Origin of the sequence: Acetobacterium tundrae (assembly GCF_008086615.1) — a bacterium.
GTDB classification, from domain to species: Bacteria; Bacillota; Clostridia; order Eubacteriales; family Eubacteriaceae; genus Acetobacterium; species Acetobacterium tundrae.
Window position 1 is genome coordinate 140619 of record NZ_RXYB01000006.1, and the last position, 18847, is coordinate 159465.

The following is an 18847-nucleotide window of genomic DNA, read 5'->3' on the forward strand; positions in this document are numbered from 1 at the left end:
TAGCTTTTATGTTTATTATTGATTATGATACAATATAAATCAGTTGTTATGAAATTAGCAAAATGAAAAATGACTTTTTTAAAGGAGACTTATGATCAAAAAAATAGTCGAACAACCAGAGATTTATAGTGTGTACATTCCTCTGCCTAATAATCCATTGAAAAATTTAAACTGTTATGTGATGAAAACCGATGCCGGAAATTTAGTCGTGGACACCGGCTTTAATCAGCCAGAATGCTTTGAGGCGTTAACAGAAGGGTTACGGGAACTCAATGTTGATATGAACAATACCACACTCTTTTTAACCCATATTCATTCGGATCATACTGGTCTGATTGAACGTATTCGAACGGAGAAGACACGTGTTATTATAGGTGCAAAAGATTATGATTACTTTAGCCGAAGTTTAAGTGGGAATGTTTGGAAATTATTTAATCAACGTTTCATAGCAGAGGGATTTCCAGAAAGCGATGTTTATGCTCAGGAAAAAGTAAACCCGGCGGTTGTCTATGCCTTGAAAAATTTATTTAAAGCAACCCCGATTAATGATGGTGAAAGTTTTTTTATTGGAAACTATGAATTTGAATGTGTACTGACACCTGGGCATACACCCGGACATACCTGTTTATATTTGAAAAACGAAAAGATTATGTTCTTGGGAGATCATGTTCTATTTGATATCAGTCCCAATATTACCTGCTGGCCTTATGTTAAAGATTCTCTAAATGATTATTTGACAAGTCTGGATAAAATAGCAACTTATGATATCCGGGTGGCGTTGCCGGCACATCGAAATAATAAAATGGATGTCTATGAGCGAATTGTCCAGTTAAAAAAACATCATGCAGAACGAATCGAAAGTACTTTGGATATTGTAAAAAAGAAAGAGTACCAAAATGCGTATGAAATAGCAGGTCAGCTCAAATGGTCGCTGCGAGGAAAAACTTGGGATGAATGTCCAATTCAGCAAAAATGGTTTGCTGTAGGTGAAACGATGTCGCATCTGGATTATCTGGTTGAGCGAAATCGGATTGTAAAAATAAAAGATGGAAAAATGTTCGTTTATCGGGCGAAGTAAAGATTGCGAATGGAAAATTCATACGGGTAATATTAAATCGTTGTTGCCAAAACTCGCTATTAGATGCAGCTTACTGATTGGAAGCTGTATGAAAAAATAGCGGGTCTTTTTGATTGGAAAAATAAACTGGATTAATATTAAGAATGAATGGGTAATATAAAAGTGGGTAATAATATTAAAAATCATATCGAAAAGAGGCCAAAAGCCATTAAAAAAAAATACCTGATCTTGAGTTTGATTGTTTTTATAATTTCTTTCATGCTTGTTTTTCTATTGTTTTCAGCTAGTACAGCCGGATTAAGAAGTGATTTGGCGCTTCAAGTTCAGGGATTGAGTTTTAAACAGGAAAGTGTCTTCAATCAAGTGGGGTTGAAATTGGATATTCCCACAGGTAAGGATTACAGCGGGAGCGGATGGTGCCAAAACATGAAGCTTTATCATCCTGGTGAAGTCTTTCCCCATGATGGGGTTAATGGAGAAATGAGTATTCTCTATAATTTTGGCCGTTTCGAAAATGGCCGTTCCACTTTTTACGATCCTGATTCGGATTATTTCAATGCTCATTACGGGGTTTATGCAATTAAATTGGGACAAGGCGCTTTTGGTTGGAAAAACGGAACATTGGATGTGGCTGCAATTGTTAAGGTTGTTTCCTTCGATCAGCTGGATCTCGTGATGGAATCGTTAGGCTGTCCGAGTTCACAGAGGCATTTTGACTATCAGATAACGGATATAAAAGAAGGACCTGAAATGGCTGGATTTTCTGACTGGATCCAAATCGATGCGATGATTGAAACGAATTCACCGCTGCATCATCAGACTGAAAATCTCATTGGTTATCTCCAGTATGGGACCCCTCCCAAAGACTATAACGGTGAGGATTTCCCAGTGGCAGCCACGATGGGAAGGCTATATCTGCGTTATGATGAAACACGCAATGTAACAGTAATATACTTTGTTATTGAAAAGACACAAGAATTAATCGATCAAACGAGTAAAGATTATTTGATGCCAATTCAGTGGAATTAAGAAATAAGAAAGTGGGTAAAAAGAATGAATTTATTACTGGTAAGACATGGAAAAGCGCAGAAAAGAGGAAGCGTTATACTTGATTATGATCGGAAGCTATTGCCGAAGGGAATAAAAAGATTAAAGCAAGATATGCCTTATCTTGCTGAATATCTTAAAGGAAGAGCAAATGTAGTCCTTTGGTCCAGCGCTGTTGTGCGGGCCATGGAAACGGCAGAGATGATTAAACAATTTTGTGAAATCGACAGGATAGATGGATATGATTTTATTGAAAATGGTGATTTTGATGAGCTGGCGTACAGCCTAAAACAAGTGGATGAAAACAGCACCATCATAATCGTAGGGCATGAACCTTATCTGTCACAATGGTGCAAAAAAATTTGCAAGGAAGACGTTCGTTTTAAAAAAGGTACCGCAGTTTTAATAAAAATTCTCTCAAAAAAGAAAACAACTGGCAAATTACTATGGGTTGCTGAGCCGGGAGGATATAAAAAAATTTGCAAGCATGTTTAAAGAGGGGCATCTGAGTGATGTTGAAATTTTGGGGGCCAATTATTTATCTGTTTTTGCTGTGCAACAATAAATAATTGGCCTTAACCCATAATCAATAATCCACTGGCTCTTCAACACAGTCAATAATGGCGTTTTTAAAAGCTTCACAGGCCGTTTTACAATTGGCCTGAGTGCCGGTTAAAATAACACCGCTCAGGTTTGAGTTCGTCGGCGGTCCGAAAAATTTGACGACTTCAACATCGGCTACTGTTAAGGCTTCATCAATTCCGACGATCCCTTCGAGAGCCGGCGCAAATAAAAAGGCGATGGAGGAGCCAAGTGGCAGACCGTAGGTTTTAGAAAAATATCTTCCGATTTTTGGAACCAGCTGAGCATAAATGAGATTGCTATCGTCCTCATTAACGCTATAGATACTTGCTTTATTTTTGGCAAAGTCATGAATGTAGCGCAATCCGCTTTCTACATCAGAAATACTCGGTCCGGTAATGACGCCAAAAACCTGACCATCATTAAGGCCGGCTCCGGCTCCATAAAGGGTTTTGATATAAACAACATCAACATTAGCAGATTTAGTGGCTTCATCTGCAGCGCAATAGCCAACGCCATCATATTGGGTGGTAAAGATGCCGATATCGATACATCCTTCGGGTAATTCAAATTCCTCCAACATGATATCCTCAACATCGGTTAACAGTTTGCTATAGACAATATTACATTCTACTCGATCTCCAGTCATGGCAATCATCTCCTTTTCTGAATTTTTTTAGAAATTAGCTTTATTCTTGGGCTAATGATAACATCTTATTGAGCTTTCGTAAATAAAAAAGAACCATCATAAGGGGTAATTATTCCGGTTCACAAGGAGGTGTTAATATTAATGTCCTGTTAAACAACTCTTTCTTAATTTTTCTGTTTTCCTCTCATGTTCTGTGTTTATATACTAGCACGATAAACGTTATATTTACCTTCGAATTTTAGCCGATCACTAATTAAATGATAAAAACTCAAGATCTTTGGTGAATTGTCAAAGTAATAATTACGCTAAAACTTAGGCAAATATAAGAAAACGGTTTCACGCGTTTAAAGAATCCTGACACCAAAAAAGTCTCATCAGAATCGCTAAGATACGTAATTTTATGCAATTTGGAGGCATGAAAATTAGTTTTTTTCGCTTATTCTATTGACATATCTTGGTGGTAATTATAGAATTAAAGGCGCGAGTCTAATAAACTAAGAAGGAGAAAAAAAATGACAATTTTCATTGTAACAGTGGCAATAATCGCTTTATTATTTGCACTGTATCTTTCAACGTCAGTTCTCAAAGAGAGTATGGGAAATGACAAAATGAAAGAAATATCTGTAGCTATTCAAGAAGGGGCCATGGCATTTTTAAATCGTGAGTATAAGACGATGTTGCCAATAGCAATTGTAATTATTGTACTTCTTATACTATTTACTGAGTTTGGAATTGCTTCGGCAATCGCATTTGCCATCGGAGCAGTATTTTCAGCTCTAGCAGGTTATATGGGGATGTATATTGCGACAAGAGCAAATGCCAGAACTACGAATGCGGCACAATCAAGCCTGAAAAAAGCATTAGTAATCGCTTTTAAAGGTGGTTCTGTTATGGGAATGGGCGTTGTAGGCCTTGGATTACTGGGTGTTTCCTTATTGTATATCTTCGTTGCAAAGGGAAATCCGGATATGATACCAGCTATTGACAGTTTTGCATTCGGGGCTTCATTGATTGCTCTTTTTGCCCGTATTGGGGGCGGAATTTTTACCAAGGCAGCTGATGTTGGAGCTGACTTAGTTGGTAAAGTTGAAGCCGGAATTCCAGAAGACGATCCGAGAAATCCAGCCGTTATTGCAGATAATGTTGGTGATAATGTTGGGGATGTAGCTGGAATGGGCGCCGATTTATTTGAATCTTTTGCGGCAACATCAATTGCCGCAATGCTGTTAGGTTCAACATTGTTAGGCTCAACTGGTGTCATGCTTCCCATGATGTTGGGTGCTTGCGGTATTGTTGCTTCAATCATCGGAACCCTATTTATTTATACAGGTAATGATAGCAATCCCCAAGCCTGTCTTAACAGAAGTCTGTATTCATCATTTTTATTATCATCGATTGCAGCATTTTTATTAACGAAATACATGTTACCGGATCATAACCTTGCTTTCTATATTGCTATTCAGGTAGGTTTGATTGCCAATATTGTAATTGGAAAAATAACCGAGTATTTCACATCATCAGACTTTAGTCCAGTTAAAAAAATTGCCGAGTCTTCAAATACTGGTGCCGCCACTAATGTAATTTATGGTTTCTCAGTAGGACTTGAAAGTACGGCTATGCCGATCCTTGTTATTATAGCAGTTGTAGCAGTTGCTTATTTTGTACCAGGTGGCGGAGAGTATGGTTTCTATGGCATCGCATTAGCCGCCATGGGTATGTTATCGATGGCAGGAACCATTGTTGCTATTGATGCTTACGGCCCAATTGCTGATAATGCCGGCGGGATTGCCGAAATGGCAGGTCTCGATCCTAAAGTACGTAAAGTTACCGATCAACTTGATTCTGTTGGAAACACAACCGCAGCGATTGCAAAAGGATTCGCTATCGGGTCTGCTGCAATTACAGCCATTGCTCTTTTTTCCGCATTTGCACAAAGAGCAGAACTCAAAACACTGGATGTACTCAATCCAGTCGTCATGGTCGGACTTTTGTTTGGCGCAATGATTCCATTCCTTTTCTGTGCTTATTCAATGAGAGCTGTCAGTACAGCGGCATTTGATATGATCAAAGAAGTAAGAAGACAATTCCGCGAAATCCCGGGACTTCTTGAAGGCAAAGCAAAGGCTGACTCAAAAAAATGTATCGATATTTCGACAAAAGCAGCGATTAAACAAATGATTTTACCGGGGTTACTTGCTCCCGTGAGTATCTTTGTTGTTGGTTTTGGAATCGCCATTTTCAGTCCTGAAAATGCCCTTCTTGCTATTGGCGGAATGCTTGTCGGCGGAACTGCAAGTGGTGTCCTGCTTGCCTTGACAATGGCTAATGCTGGCGGAGCCTGGGATAATGCCAAGAAATATATTGAAGGTGGCGCACAAGGCGGAAAAGGCTCAGAAGCTCATGTAGCAGCCGTTGTTGGAGACACAATCGGAGATCCTTTCAAAGATACATCCGGTCCTTCACTAAATGCAGTAATTAAAGTTATGGGCACCTTATCATTAATCATTGCTCCTATTATTGCAGGTATGATCCACTAAATTTCCAAATACTCACGCAAAAAAAACGAAAGAATTAAATAATATAAAAAAGTTAAGTATCGACTTGTGAAAAATTTTTAAAGCCGGCACATCAAGTAGAATTTTCAACACTTGATGTGCTGGTTTTGTTTTTTGAATAATATAAAATATTTAAAAGTAAATTCCCAAGAACAGCGTATATAAATAAAAATAGTAAGATTGGTTATGGTATTATTGCTGGTTGGAAATTTGCAATTACTTAGTTCGAAAATTTTAGGAGGGATTATTATGGCGGAAATACATGTGGAATGGAAGCCCTTGAAAAACTGATGACAGAAGAAACCATCCTTGTTTCCATTCAGCTTGGAAATCAGGAAATTGGGACCGTCCAGGATCTCGAAAAAATAGGGGCATTATGCCGGGGAAAGGGCGTTCTTTTCCACACCGATGCCACCCATTCCTTTACTAGGATGCCTTTGGATGTAAGAAAAGTTCCGGTGGATCTGGTTACGGTGTCTGCACATACGATTCACGGTCCGAAAGGAATCGGAGGCGATCATGAAAGAGCTCATGGGTCCATCAGACTAACGTTAGGGCGGTTCAATACAATGGATGAGGCAGTCTTTGTGGTGGAGACGCTAAATAAAGTTGTAGGAAATTTGCGGAAAATCAGCCCTTTGGGTAAAGAAAAAGAATAGGAGGAATATAAAAATGCCTAGTCCTTACAATGATATTGTGCTGGAACATTTTAAAAATCCAAGAAATACCGGAAGCATAGAAAATCCTGACGGCAAAGCCACGGAAGGAAGCCCTGCCTGCGGTGATATGGTTTCCTTGTACCTCAATGTAGACCCTGAGACAAAAATTATTACGGATATCAAAATTGAATCCCTTTGGGACGTTGACAAAGCGATCGTTGAGTTTACTGATTGATAAAAATTCGGATAAATAAAGAGAATGAAATCTATCGAAGTGGTCATTTGTAGCTGTCATTACTCTAAAGTGAGGAAGAAGTATATAAATCGTTAAAAATGGCAGCTTAAAGCTAACTTAAGAAGAATAAAAAAATATACAAACGTTTTCAAAAAAACTATTTACTTTTTGGAAAAAGGTGCTATAATTGGAATCAATCAAAGATCAACTCAATCCTTTTCTAATTGAATGATCTCGATCATTGAAAAGTAAACAAGACTTAGCGAAGGATAAAATTTTATTGCGGCTGATGGTCAGGAATAAGAAAGCTGATCATTACCTGAAAAAAATCGGGGAGCCAATTAAATTTTATTAATCATTTACTCTTTATATGTTGCATACTGGCAAAAGTTTAGTATGCTGAATAGCATATTAAGTACTGGAAGAAAATTTAAGATCGGTATTAGTAGTATGGAAATCAGCCATCTCAGTTTTATCAAAGGAGATGACCCCATAATAAAAAATAATGGATCAAGGATGAATAATCTCCAGGAAAGAGAGATCATCAACAAAAGGAGGGAAAGATGATTTAAATAAATGAATCCATCTGAAATTGAAAAGCTAGATAAAGTCCAATGGTTTGATAAAAGAGATTAATTTGAAGAATGAAGAATATGATCAAAAGAACTTGATTTTCAGTAAGAAAAAAGCTGAAAAAACCCATATCGAGACGATAGGTTCTAAGATTAAAAAAAGTTCTTTCAAATGATTTCAGAATAAATTCTGAATGGGTAGGAAAAATTCTAATTTTGAAGAGTAGGGTAATCTCCAGAAGTTAAGTGAAAAGTTTACATTAGAAAAGTGAAAAAGAAGATATTTGAAAAAATTGAAAGGGGTGAGTCCAAAAGGATGACAATCGACTTTTTGAGCTAAAGCCGGTTCTACAGATGAAAATGTGGAATCGGCTTTAGCATTTTTTGCATTTTGCGCCAATATATTGACACTTAAGAGTGAGCATGGTAATTGTGTACTTTGGTTAATCTTCATTGTCGACGTCATTCTTATCCTCGACAATGGTTTTAAGTGAATAATGATAAGGGACGAGGATCGTTGTCACATTTTTGAAATGGCTAAGATTCTGTTCCAGGAAGGCCGTTGTCTGATTGTGCAAAACGGCATCGTACCAGTGGTTGGCGACATATTTAATCATAATAACCGTCAGATTCTCACCATGACCAAGATCCTTTGCTTTTTTATAAACATAGGATTTAAGCGTATGGGTGATATCTCGGTATGGATTTTCTATTATTTCGAGTTTCAGCGGGATCTGCAGTTCGGCCCATTGTGCTCGTAATTGTATAGCATGCTCTGGGTAGCGGCAGATATGGAGCACCGTAATGTCATCAGAAATAGTGTTGGCATAATTGAGGGCTTTTAAAGTTGCTTTATTGATGGACTGAAGCAATACAATACAGGGTGTTCCCTTTCCACCGGATGGTCGCGGGTAATAGGGAGCAAATTCTTTTAGTTCCACCTGCTTTTGGACTTCGGCATAGTGATTGTGGATATAAATCATGACCAGAATGATAATCGGCATGGCAATGGCCAACATCCAGGCACCTTCGAGAAATTTCGAATAAAATATGACGATCGATCCAACTCCGGTTACAATCGCTCCAAATATGTTGATGAGGGACTTGTATTTCCACCCTTTTTCTTTTTCCCGAAGCCATTTTCGAAACATGCCGTATTGCGACAATGTGAATGAAATAAAAACACCGACAGAATAGAGCGGGATTAAGTTGTGTGGATTGCTGTCAAAGACGATAACCAGGAAAATGGCGATGATCATAATAAACAGAATCCCGTTGGAAAAGCTCAGTTTAGCACCGCGTTGGGAGAATTGCTTTGGTACATAGCGATCATGTGCTAATAGATAAAGTAAAAGCGGCAGGCCATTGTAGGCAGTATTGGCGGCCAGAAGCAGGATTAATGATGTTGTTATTTGGATTATATAGTAAAAAAAGTTCCGTCCGAAAATCGCCTGGGCTATCTGAGCAACTACCGTTGTCCCGGATATGTGAACAACTTGCAGGCTCACGGCAAGAACGGTCGTGCCGCCGAAGATCAACACGATAATACCGGCCAGCAGATACAGGACATGGCGGGCATTATACTGTGACGGATCTCGGAAGGATGGCACTGCATTGCTGACCGCCTCGACACCGGTTAATGCCGAGCACCCGGATGAAAATGCCCGCAAAACGACGATAACCAGAAGGCCCTGGAATGCTTCAGTCGGTAAAACACTGGCCAACTGGTCGGCTGAGTAGGTGATCGGTGCAAGCGTTCCGGAAAAAAAACGGAAAAGACCGATGGCAATCATAATGCCCATCGAGAAAATAAAAGCATAGGTTGGAATGCCGAAGATTTTGGATGATTCCCGCATCCCTCTGAGATTGACAATCGTGACCAGGACAATACAGGCAACTGAAATGAGGACCGCGTGAGGTGCAAGACTTGGTACCGCTGCCACAATCGCCATGGTTGATGCTGAAATACTGACAGCAACCGTCAGAATATAGTCCACAATTAAGGCGGCTGCTGAAATCAAAGCCGGCATTTCCCCGAGATTTTCCTTTGAAACAATATAGGCGCCACCGCCACTGGGGTAATGGGCAATAATTTGAGAATAAGAAAAACACAGAATCAGCAGTAAAAGAATGATGGCGGCAACAACCCCGGGAACGTAGCCAAAAGCGGCAAAACCAAGTAATGGAACCAGAACGAGTAATATTTCTTCAACGGCATAGGCGACGGATGAAACGGCATCGCTGGCCAGAATTGGCAAACCCCAGAGTTGAGACAATCGTTCGTGTTTGATTGCATCTGTGCGTAATGATTTTCCGAGTAAAACATTTTTGACTTTAGACAAAACAAATCACCTGATTTCCATAAAATTTTGAGAAGTGAATAACAAGCGTTAAAATAGATTTTATTGTTTGATCGTTTTTTTAAATATACCCAAATAATCACTGCAGTATCGATGCTTTTCAAAAAATAATAACAGAAACTAAAAGAAGATCTCGTTATTGTTTGCAAACAATAACGAGATCCTCTTTTAGTTTCTGAAGTATAAATAATTTCTTGCTTCTTTATATGGGGATATTCATCGAGTAATCGACTGACTAAACCCAGATTAATGTCAGCTTCTTTTGCGATGAGTGTATTTGGCGTATTTTCAAAGCCATTTTCTAAATAGAGCCTTTTAGCGGTATTAAAATTCTATTTTTATTTTTATAGTAAGATTATCTTAATTAACAATATACCATAAAAATATAAAAAGAGTTTATGCTAAAAATCTAAATTGGAAGACTTAGAACCATCCGTTGTCCTATTTTTTCAGATGAAAGCATCAAGATGTAGCTGCGTTTTACTTAAAGGTTTCTTTTGCTTCCTCGTTGACAGTTGTGCTTTCTTCAGCAACAGTATCTGAAACAATCACTTCTTTTATTTCTTCTACTTCTGCTATTTCGGTAACATTTAATTCAGGAACAATGATATTGATTTCATCATTTGTGCTCTGCAATTTGCAACTTGCTAATTTTTGGTTGATTAAACCCATACAGAATAAAATCATTGCAACTCCGCCGTAAAGTGCAATTGCTTCAAATACAGCAGGTAATAATTGTGAAGGCATTAATGAAGCCGTAACCGTGCTTGCATCATAACCCTGAGCGACATACTGACTAACAGTATCGTTATAAAGCTTAACATTGTTGATTAACAATGCAATACCCAATAGGGCGACAATTGCACCACCAATAAAAAGGACAATTGATAAAGTGGATTTTTTGTTTTTGATAAGAGCTGTTTTTTCCTCGGTTTTCATGATAGATATTCTCCATTCCTGCCTCTTGGGCAAATGATTGATAAAAATTGATTAGGAATAAACGTTGGCGCCGTCAACTTCTATAGTTTAGCATTTTAAACCTGAAAATCACCTTAACATTAAGGCTTTTTAAGAAATTTTGACGGATAAAGGTTTTATTTAGTCTCAAAGTGCTTAAAAAATGAATGCTTTTTGCTTCTGTGAGGACAGAAGTGTTATAAATGATTTGAAGATTAATGGATAGAGTGGGCCAACTTGTTTGATTTGTGTTAAAATGGGTAATTAACAACAGATTAATTGATTATAAAAAATGGGAGGATTAGTTTATGAAAAATTTCAAATCGCTTTCATTGGTAGCTGTTATTCTATTGTTTGGTGTGGTCTTCTTAGGGTATAGCAGTGTCAGCAGTTTAAGTAATCAGGGAACTATTTCAAAAGAAACTGTTTTTGATTTTTATAATAAAGTACAATTTGATCAGACAAAAGACCAAGTGGATACTGAATTAGGGATTCTCCCAACAGAAAGCGCGCAATTAAAAAATGCATTCAACTATAATGAAGAAGATACCGGTTATGGTGTAAGTATTATATTAAATGAAAATGGATTGGTAACAAGTAAAACATTAATATATCCAACAAGTAAAGATATCGCGTTTTTAACCACTAAGGCCGTTACTCAGGAACAGGCGGATAAAATAACCGACGGTATGAGTTATAATGAAGTGAAAAATTTGCTGGGATCAGAAGGAACAGAAATTAATGGAACGCAGATTCCTTTTGAAGACAACAAAGTAAGTTATATCCGGGTATGGATTAATGATGATGAATCAATGATTCGGGTTGTTTTTGGTACTGATGGAACAGAGAATAATGTTATGTTTTACGAGTAGTAATTTTATTATTGAAAAGTGTCTAGGATTATGGTAGAAATAGCATTCTTAATTTTTGACATTTTTTATTTTCGGGGAGTTGAAAAATGGTGCTTGTCAGTGGAATAATCATTTTGATTTTAGTCATTTTAGTAGGTCTTATTTTTGCTATGACAAACGGGTTGCATGATGCCAGTTCAGTGGTGGCAACTTTTATCAATTGTGGAGCAGCAAGTCCAAAGCAAGCAGTTGCAGTGGCATCTTTTTTTGGTCTGCTTGGCGCGGTCTTTGGGGGAAATCTGGTTGCCAATACCATTTCTGAATTGACGGATTTACCAACAAATACTTCATTACTAATCATATTATTTGCAGCTGTTTTAGGGGCAACTTTATGGAATTTAATCACATGGAAATTAGGTTTGCCTTCAAGTTCTACACATGCTTTAATTGGTGGAATTGTCGGAGCGGTTGTTGTTTCTTCGGGGTATCAGCATATAACATGGGGTTGGTCAGAATTAATTGGCAGTGATCATCAAATTACGGGAATCGTTAAAATAGTGATCGCCTTGTTTTTATCGCCTTTTATCGGATTTTTCATTGCCTTTTGTCTTGAAAAGATCGCGAGATTACTCTTAAGAAACTCTAAATTTCATATCAACAAGGGCATGAATCACCTGCAATGGGTGATCGTGGCAGGACTTTCGTTTAGCCATGGTTCAAATGATACCCAAAAGATAATGGGAATATTAACTTTGGCTTTGGCAGCATGGGGAGGCACCGCAATACAAGCAGCACCGTTATGGGTACGGGTATGTGGTGGAATCGTTATGTTTATGGGTACAATGTTGGGTGGCTGGAGCATTATGAGAACCTTAGGCAGAGGAATATTTGATATTAAACCCATCCATAGTCTTAATTCACAGTTAGCTTCATTAGGCTCTATTTTTGGTGCAAGTTTAATGGGGGCTCCGGTTTCAACGACGCATGTTGTGGTTGGGAGCATTATGGGAGTGGGTGCTGCGGATGAATACAGAATGGTTCATTGGGAGATTGTAAAAGAGATTGTTATTGCCTGGTGTATTACAATTCCATTATCGGCGTTAGTTTCCGGCTTGATTTACACAATTACAACAAGTATAGTTACCGTAATTTAGGAAAGAAGAGAAATGAAGAAATCATGAATAAAAATAATATTATTGATCGGATATTTCCAGTTAAGTATAAATTTTATGAAATGCTGTATAAGCAAGCCAATACCAACGGATTAGGTGTGAATGCTCTTTATAATTGGGTGAAAAGTGGAACAGTCGCTGATAGTGAAGCGTTAATCCATTGCGTGAAAGAAGCAGATGAAGTTAGAATGAACATGGAGAAGGACTTGATTGAAGCGTTTTCTACACCTTTTGATCGGGGTGATATCTATTCAATATCGGTAGGAATGAATGAGGTTTTAAAATATGCCCAGTCAAGTTTGCTGTCCATGGAGGCTTTTGAGGTTAAACCAGATTTCATTATCATTGGTATGGTGGAACAACTGAAAATTGGGGTGGATGTCTTTTCGCAAGCCGTCAAAGATTTAGAAAAAGATCCTGATAAATCAGCACAAGTAGTTGTAAAGATGAGAGTAACACATATAGAGATCGAAAGGCTTTATCGAGATGGGATGATTTCAGTTTTTGCCAGCGGCGATCCCATGTTTGCTTTGAAGCAGCGGGAAGTTTATCATCATATTAAAGATGCTTCAACAAATTTGGATGAAACAGTGGATGTGCTTCATAGAATTATCGTGCGATTGATTTAGAATCGTGGGAGGGCTGATTTTACTGAAATAGAAAAAACACGAAAGGCCAGCATTATCGGGTCGTAAGCATTATTTCGGACCGCGGTAACCAGTACGAAATTGCAGACGGAAGATAATGCTGGCCTTTAACTCAGTTGATATCTTTAAGCAAGAGCGGCAATGATTTTGACGCTTTTTTTGTCTTTAAAACATAGGTAAGACACGTTAAGGCGATACAGACAATCATGATGCCAAGTAATACAATTGTATATTCACCAATGCCGGTGCCTTGTGCCCCAATAGAAAGCGTCTGTTTGAATGCCTCGATCGAGTAAGTCATGGGCAGGTATGGATGTATCGCCTGGAAAAAGCTGGTTGTCAGTTCAACCGGATAAACACCACTTGAACCGCTTAACTGCAGGATAAGAACGAGTAATGCGATGAAGCTGCCGCCTTCATCCAGGACAACTCTCAACAAACTGGTGAAAGACATAAAACACAGGGAAGTGATCCAGGCAATCAAGAAGGTGGCGGCCACATTGACGGGAGATAGATGATTAAGCAGCATCAATGCGGTGATGGCTAATATGGCTTGCATCGTACTCACGATAAGCAGGATAAATGATTTGCTTAGCCAATACGCGATGCCGTTTTTCGGTTTGTCGTTTTTATCGTACAATGGATAAAAAAGGCAGAAAGCCATCGCCCCCAGATAAAGTGCCAATGAGATGATGTAAGGCGCCATACTGGTACCGTTGTTATCAACAGTGGAAAAACTTTCTTCATCGGATATTGTGGGAGACACAAACATTTCGATGTTCTTGTCATTGGTATTAACCGCTGCAAGGGCTAGCGCACCATCGGACATTTTTCCGGCGAGCAACTGACTGCCGTCTTTGAGGGAAACAATTCCGTTGCCCAGTGTTTGTGATCCGGCCGCCAGCTGTGACGAACCGCTGCTGATTTGGCCGGCACCATTTGCCAGCTGGCTGGCTCCGGAGATTAACTGACTGGAATTTGCACTTAGTAACGAAGAACCATCCGCAAGTTGCACAACACCGCTGGTCAAAAGCGGCGTCTGATTATTGAGCTCAGTCATGGCCAATGCCAATCCGTTTGAACCGGTCGCCAATGTTTCGGACTGATTATTCAACGCTTGTAAACCAGCGGCAACACTGTTTACTCCGGCGGTATATTGTGCGACACCGGAAATCAGGCCGGCATTTTCATCATTCATTCCCTGCTGAAGCTGTTCCAATCCTTGATCCATCCCGCTCAAAGCCTGAATCAACGGTTCCGTGTTTCCGGCAGAAGCTGTTTCAGTGGTTGAATTGCCAAGATTCTGAATCCTGCTCGCCGAATCACCGATGATATCGCTGTTGACAGCGAGACTGCTGTGAAGACTTTCTAAAGCATCGGCCTGGGCTTGGACTTGAGGATCCGCAGAAGTTTTCAGGCTTTCGATGACTGCATCCAATGAACCCAGATCGTTTTGAATACTCTTTGTGTTTGTCAGAATATCAGTAGTACTGTCGCTGAGACCGGAAAGATCCGTTGCTGTTGCCTGCGGTTGATTCTGGATGAGTGATGCAAGAATTTGACCATTGACTGCTTTAACCTGATTGATGCCATCAGCTACCGAGGAAACACCGGCGTTAAGGCTGTCACTGGAAGAGGATAGCTTCTGACTGCCGTCAGCGAGCCGGCCAACCCCAGTCGTATATTGGTCAATGCCTGTATTCAACTGGTTTGTACCGGACTGAATCTGGCTGATCCCGCTAGTCAGGGTTGGAAGTTGCCCATTAAGCTGCTGCAGTCCCTGGCTGAGTTCGCCGACACCATTGGTATACTCCGTAAGACCAACCGAAAGCGTTTTGGCACCATCACTGAAGGTAAGGCAGCTTTCAGATAATTTTGAAAGATTGGCCGTGATCTGCTGATTGCCATTTTCCAGCTGTTCTGATCCGTCATTGATAGCCGTTGCCCCATCAGCTGCCTGGTTCATTCCGGTTTTCAAAGTCGAAATTTGTTTAAACATGACTTCTGTATAGGTTTGAGTCACCTTGTCAGAAACACTGTTTTTAATCGAAGTTGCCGCTGCGCTTGCTATTTTGGAAGCAAATAAATTCTCGCCAGGATTGATTTCATAGGAAAGCACCATGGGTTGAGGATCGGAATTCATCAAGGTTGCGGCATTTTTCGAAAAATCTTCAGGGATGGTGATGACCATATAATAGTCGCCATTTTTTAAACCAGCCTGTGCTGTTTGCGAATCAACAGACTCAAAGGCAAGCGGCTTTTCATCTGCGAGGGTCCTGGTCAATTCTGCCCCGATATTAAGGGTGTTGCCATTATCATCGCAGGCTTTGTCTTCATTGACAAGAGCAACCGGCAACTGGCTGATTTTTGAATAGGGATCCCAAATTGAGGATAAAAAAATCGTGGTATACAAGGTTGGAACGAGTGATAGGACGATGATCAGCACAATTAGAAATTTGTTATTTCTGAGATTCTGAAATTCACTTTTTAACATGATTGTTCCTCCTTCAAAGTAGACCTTTTTCGACAATTACGTTCCAGTCAACCGTTCCTGGAGTATTATTGTTAACAAAATATCTTAGTTGTCTGAGCGTACATTGCTTCAACCGATTTTTATAGAGCGTTTCGGCTTCGGAAATAATCGTGATGACGGTATTTTTGTTTTTTTCAATGGTTTCTGGCATCAGAAAAACTTTCTCCACCAAATTAGAGGGGACAAAAAAGGGATCGGAACCTTCGATAGCTTCGAAAACCTCTAATAAAGTAATCGACTCATCGGATTTTGCAAGGCTGAAACCGCCGGTTTTCGATGCACTGGAATTAATCAGCCCACCGACCACCAGCTTTCGCAAAACTTTTTTGAGATAAGACTCTGACACCTGAAGCCGGTTGCTCAGGGTAACGCTTTTCAAGGGCAATCCGTCATGCTGTGAAGCCAGCATCAATAAAATACAGATTGCCTGTTCTACACCACTAGTCATTTTCATTTTTTCACATCCTTCACTTGGAATCTATCGATATTATACATCTATGGATAAAATGTGTCAACAGATAATTTGAAAAAATATTTTTGTATGAAGAGGCAACAAAACGGGAAGCTTCTTCGTTAAATAAGTAGAGCGCGCGTTTAGTTTGAATAATTATTATCTTATAGACTTAATTAAGCTAAATCGTTATAATTAGAATATGCAATTTTGATAATGCCATATTGAAAAAACAATTAAATGAAAGATCTTTCTTTGGCAATAACGGCTATAATAAGTTGAAAAATAAAAATCGGAGAAAATATTTTAATGAAAAGAAAATTGAAAAACTGGATAAAACTAATAATAATGATTGTCGCTTTTTCATTGGTTCTGCCAGCTGGAATTATGGCTGAAGCGCCTGCAAATAGTGATGAGCAGTCAGTTAATATAGAAAGTCAGAACAGTTACAATCAAGAAGAGAGTGCGGCTGTTTCTGATAATAAGGCGAGTACACCAGTTATCGAAACGATGGAGCAAGTGCCGAATCTTGATGAAAATAATAATCTGGATCAACAGGTTGTTGTTATTTATGCACAAAATAGTGATACAAATATTAAAGACCTTTCACTGACGACAAGTGAGATTGTATCGGGTGAACATTTGTCCAATCGGGTTGATGTTATTGAAGTAAGTGAGGGTACTAATGTTGATGAATTGATGATCGCATTAAAAGACAATCCGAATGTCCTTGCCGTTGGTAAAAATGGCAAAATTCAGACGTCATCACTTCCAAATGATCCATATATTACGAATGGATCGGCATGGCAATTTGAGAAAATTGGAGCAGACAAAACTTGGAATCAGGTATCAAATACTAAACCAGTTGTAGTTGCTGTTATTGATACCGGATTAAATATGAGTCACCCGGACATTGCGGGCAACACAGTCAGTGGATATGATTATGTTGCAAATAGCACTGAGGTTGTAGATCTTGCCGGGCATGGAACTGAAGTGTGTGGCTGCATCGCAGCAATTGCAAATAATGGTATTGGTACCGCCGGGATTGCCGGAGCTTCAAATATAAAAATTGCCCCCTATCGAACCGGTGGCGAGTATGATGGCGATACGTCACTGGATGTTGGCTATATCTGTGCCGCCATTATGGATGCGGCGGATCGACCAGAAGTTAGAGTCATCAATATGAGTTTTGGCGGGTATGATCAATATACGGGTCTTGAGTCCGCAATACAATATGCTGTCAAAGCAGGCAAAATACTTGTTGCAGCGGCAGGAAATGAAGGGAATTTGTCCGCTTATGCCGGAAAATACGCTTATCCGGCATCATATAATGGCGTTATTTCAGTTGCAGCAACTACATCTGGAGATGGACATGCTTATTTTTCTCAATATAATGATAAAGTTGATTTATGCGCACCGGGGCAATCCGTTTTAACAACAACGCACGACGGTTCTTATGGGCCAGTGAGTGGAACGTCTTTTTCAAGCCCAATTGCTGCCGGTTCCTGTGCGGTGTTATTGGCAAAAGATCCAAGTTTAACAGCAACGCAAGTTGAAACAGCTTTGGAAGATACCGCTGTGGATTTAGGAACGGCAGGAAAAGATAACTATTATGGAAGCGGAAGGATTCAGCTAGATGCTGCGGTTGAATCAATTGTTGCAAGTACACCTTTAATAATAGACAGTTTTGTGACAGACAAATTGTCAGGTCAGGCAGTTAATTCAAGTGTTCAATTAAGTGTTGAGGCCAGTGGCGGAGTAAGTCCGTATCAGTATAAATTCTATTATCAATTGGGCAGTTCGACTGTTGTGATCAATGATTTTTCAACAAAGAATTCAGCTATATTTACGCCGTCAGAGGCTGGAACTTATTCATTGTTGGTTGATGTTAAAGATGCAAATGGTGCTATAGTGACTCAAATAATCAGTGATTATGTTATTAAGACTTCCTCAATTGAAGGAATATCCAGTACTTATCAAACGCATATCCAAAATGTCGGCTGGCAAGGCTGGAAAAGTGATGGACAATTAAGTGGGACGACGGGACAATCCCTTCGTTTAGAAGGAATTGAAATTAAAATTGATAATCTTGGTTATGCTGTCGGTGTTACATATCAAACACATGTCCAAAATATTGGCTGGCAAGGCTGGAAAAGTGATGGGGAATTGAGTGGAACCACGGGACAATCCCTTCGTTTGGAAGGGATTCGAATTCGCCTGACGGGAACCGATGCGGATAAGTATGATATTTATTATCAAGTCCATGCACAAAATTATGGCTGGCTGGATTGGGCGAAAAATGGAGAAAGTGCCGGGACAGCTGGTTTATCTTTAAGACTGGAAGCCATAAGAATTGTAGTTGTGCCAAAAGGTTCGGCCGCACCGGGAGCAACGGATCAACCGTTTATATCATGATTGATATAATAACGAATTTAAAGAAAAGCGAAAAATTATGGTGTATGCCATGATTTTTCGCTTTTTTGGCGAAAATAAAATGAA

The 18847-nt window shown here is 39.4% G+C and carries 15 protein-coding genes; 10 read left to right on the forward strand and 5 right to left on the reverse strand.

The genetic code is table 11. The features are described from left to right. Nucleotides 1-91: 91 nt before the first annotated feature. The 3 genes from FZC40_RS07065 to FZC40_RS07075 all read left to right on the forward strand — a co-directional run bounded on the left by FZC40_RS07065 (nucleotide 92) and on the right by FZC40_RS07075 (nucleotide 2620). On the forward strand, nucleotides 92-1078 hold the full coding sequence (locus tag FZC40_RS07065) for an MBL fold metallo-hydrolase (protein WP_148603201.1): 987 nt from the start codon (nucleotides 92-94) through the stop codon (nucleotides 1076-1078). A 162-nt stretch (nucleotides 1079-1240) separates the two neighbouring features. Further along, nucleotides 1241-2107, forward strand: coding sequence for a hypothetical protein (locus tag FZC40_RS07070; RefSeq protein ID WP_187389062.1), 867 nt, complete (start codon nucleotides 1241-1243; stop codon nucleotides 2105-2107). 24 nt (nucleotides 2108-2131) lie between these two features. Further along, a complete protein-coding gene (locus FZC40_RS07075; RefSeq protein WP_148603203.1) occupies nucleotides 2132-2620 on the forward strand; it encodes a SixA phosphatase family protein in 489 nt (162 codons plus the stop codon). 91 nt (nucleotides 2621-2711) lie between these two features. On the opposite strand, the gene eutL is transcribed toward FZC40_RS07075, so the two are convergent. Next, entirely contained in the window at nucleotides 2712-3356 is a 645-nt protein-coding gene (gene eutL / locus FZC40_RS07080; RefSeq protein WP_148603204.1) for an ethanolamine utilization microcompartment protein EutL, read from the reverse strand. 512 nt (nucleotides 3357-3868) lie between these two features. Here eutL and FZC40_RS07085 point away from each other — a divergent pair. From FZC40_RS07085 to FZC40_RS07095, 3 genes are all read left to right on the forward strand, one after another. After that, a complete protein-coding gene (locus FZC40_RS07085) occupies nucleotides 3869-5893 on the forward strand; it encodes a sodium-translocating pyrophosphatase (RefSeq protein WP_148603205.1) in 2025 nt (674 codons plus the stop codon). Between the two features lie 287 nt (nucleotides 5894-6180). Then, nucleotides 6181-6570, forward strand: coding sequence for an aminotransferase class V-fold PLP-dependent enzyme (locus FZC40_RS07090; protein WP_148603206.1), 390 nt, complete (start codon nucleotides 6181-6183; stop codon nucleotides 6568-6570). Nucleotides 6571-6583: 13 nt separating this feature from the next. Then, nucleotides 6584-6805, forward strand: coding sequence for an iron-sulfur cluster assembly scaffold protein (locus FZC40_RS07095; protein WP_148603207.1), 222 nt, complete (start codon nucleotides 6584-6586; stop codon nucleotides 6803-6805). Nucleotides 6806-7820: 1015 nt separating this feature from the next. Here FZC40_RS07095 and FZC40_RS07100 read toward each other — a convergent pair. Then, nucleotides 7821-9719 carry an APC family permease gene (locus FZC40_RS07100; RefSeq protein WP_148603208.1) on the reverse strand — a complete coding sequence of 633 codons (1899 nt, stop codon included), beginning with the start codon at nucleotides 9717-9719 and terminating at the stop codon, nucleotides 7821-7823. A 498-nt stretch (nucleotides 9720-10217) separates the two neighbouring features. Then, nucleotides 10218-10676 carry a hypothetical protein gene (locus tag FZC40_RS07105; RefSeq protein ID WP_148603209.1) on the reverse strand — a complete coding sequence of 153 codons (459 nt, stop codon included), beginning with the start codon at nucleotides 10674-10676 and terminating at the stop codon, nucleotides 10218-10220. Nucleotides 10677-11002: 326 nt separating this feature from the next. On the opposite strand from FZC40_RS07105, the gene FZC40_RS07110 reads away from it, so the two are divergent. The 3 genes from FZC40_RS07110 to FZC40_RS07120 all read left to right on the forward strand — a co-directional run bounded on the left by FZC40_RS07110 (nucleotide 11003) and on the right by FZC40_RS07120 (nucleotide 13346). Beyond that, complete coding sequence (locus tag FZC40_RS07110; protein ID WP_148603210.1) at nucleotides 11003-11566, forward strand: hypothetical protein; 564 nt, start codon at nucleotides 11003-11005, stop codon at nucleotides 11564-11566. Nucleotides 11567-11652: 86 nt separating this feature from the next. Further along, nucleotides 11653-12699, forward strand: a complete 1047-nt coding sequence (locus FZC40_RS07115; protein WP_148603211.1) for an inorganic phosphate transporter — start codon at nucleotides 11653-11655, stop codon at nucleotides 12697-12699. A gap of 23 nt (nucleotides 12700-12722) precedes the next feature. After that, complete coding sequence (locus FZC40_RS07120; protein WP_148603212.1) at nucleotides 12723-13346, forward strand: DUF47 domain-containing protein; 624 nt, start codon at nucleotides 12723-12725, stop codon at nucleotides 13344-13346. A gap of 130 nt (nucleotides 13347-13476) precedes the next feature. Here FZC40_RS07120 and FZC40_RS07125 read toward each other — a convergent pair whose 3' ends face one another. Continuing rightward, nucleotides 13477-15858 carry a YhgE/Pip family protein gene (locus FZC40_RS07125; RefSeq protein WP_148603213.1) on the reverse strand — a complete coding sequence of 794 codons (2382 nt, stop codon included), beginning with the start codon at nucleotides 15856-15858 and terminating at the stop codon, nucleotides 13477-13479. A 13-nt stretch (nucleotides 15859-15871) separates the two neighbouring features. Further along, nucleotides 15872-16351, reverse strand: coding sequence for an RrF2 family transcriptional regulator (locus tag FZC40_RS07130; RefSeq protein WP_148603214.1), 480 nt, complete (start codon nucleotides 16349-16351; stop codon nucleotides 15872-15874). 306 nt (nucleotides 16352-16657) lie between these two features. Here FZC40_RS07130 and FZC40_RS07135 point away from each other — a divergent pair, with 306 nt between their 5' ends. Then, on the forward strand, nucleotides 16658-18763 hold the full coding sequence (locus FZC40_RS07135) for a S8 family serine peptidase (protein WP_148603215.1): 2106 nt from the start codon (nucleotides 16658-16660) through the stop codon (nucleotides 18761-18763). The last annotated feature ends 84 nt before the right edge of the window (nucleotides 18764-18847 follow it).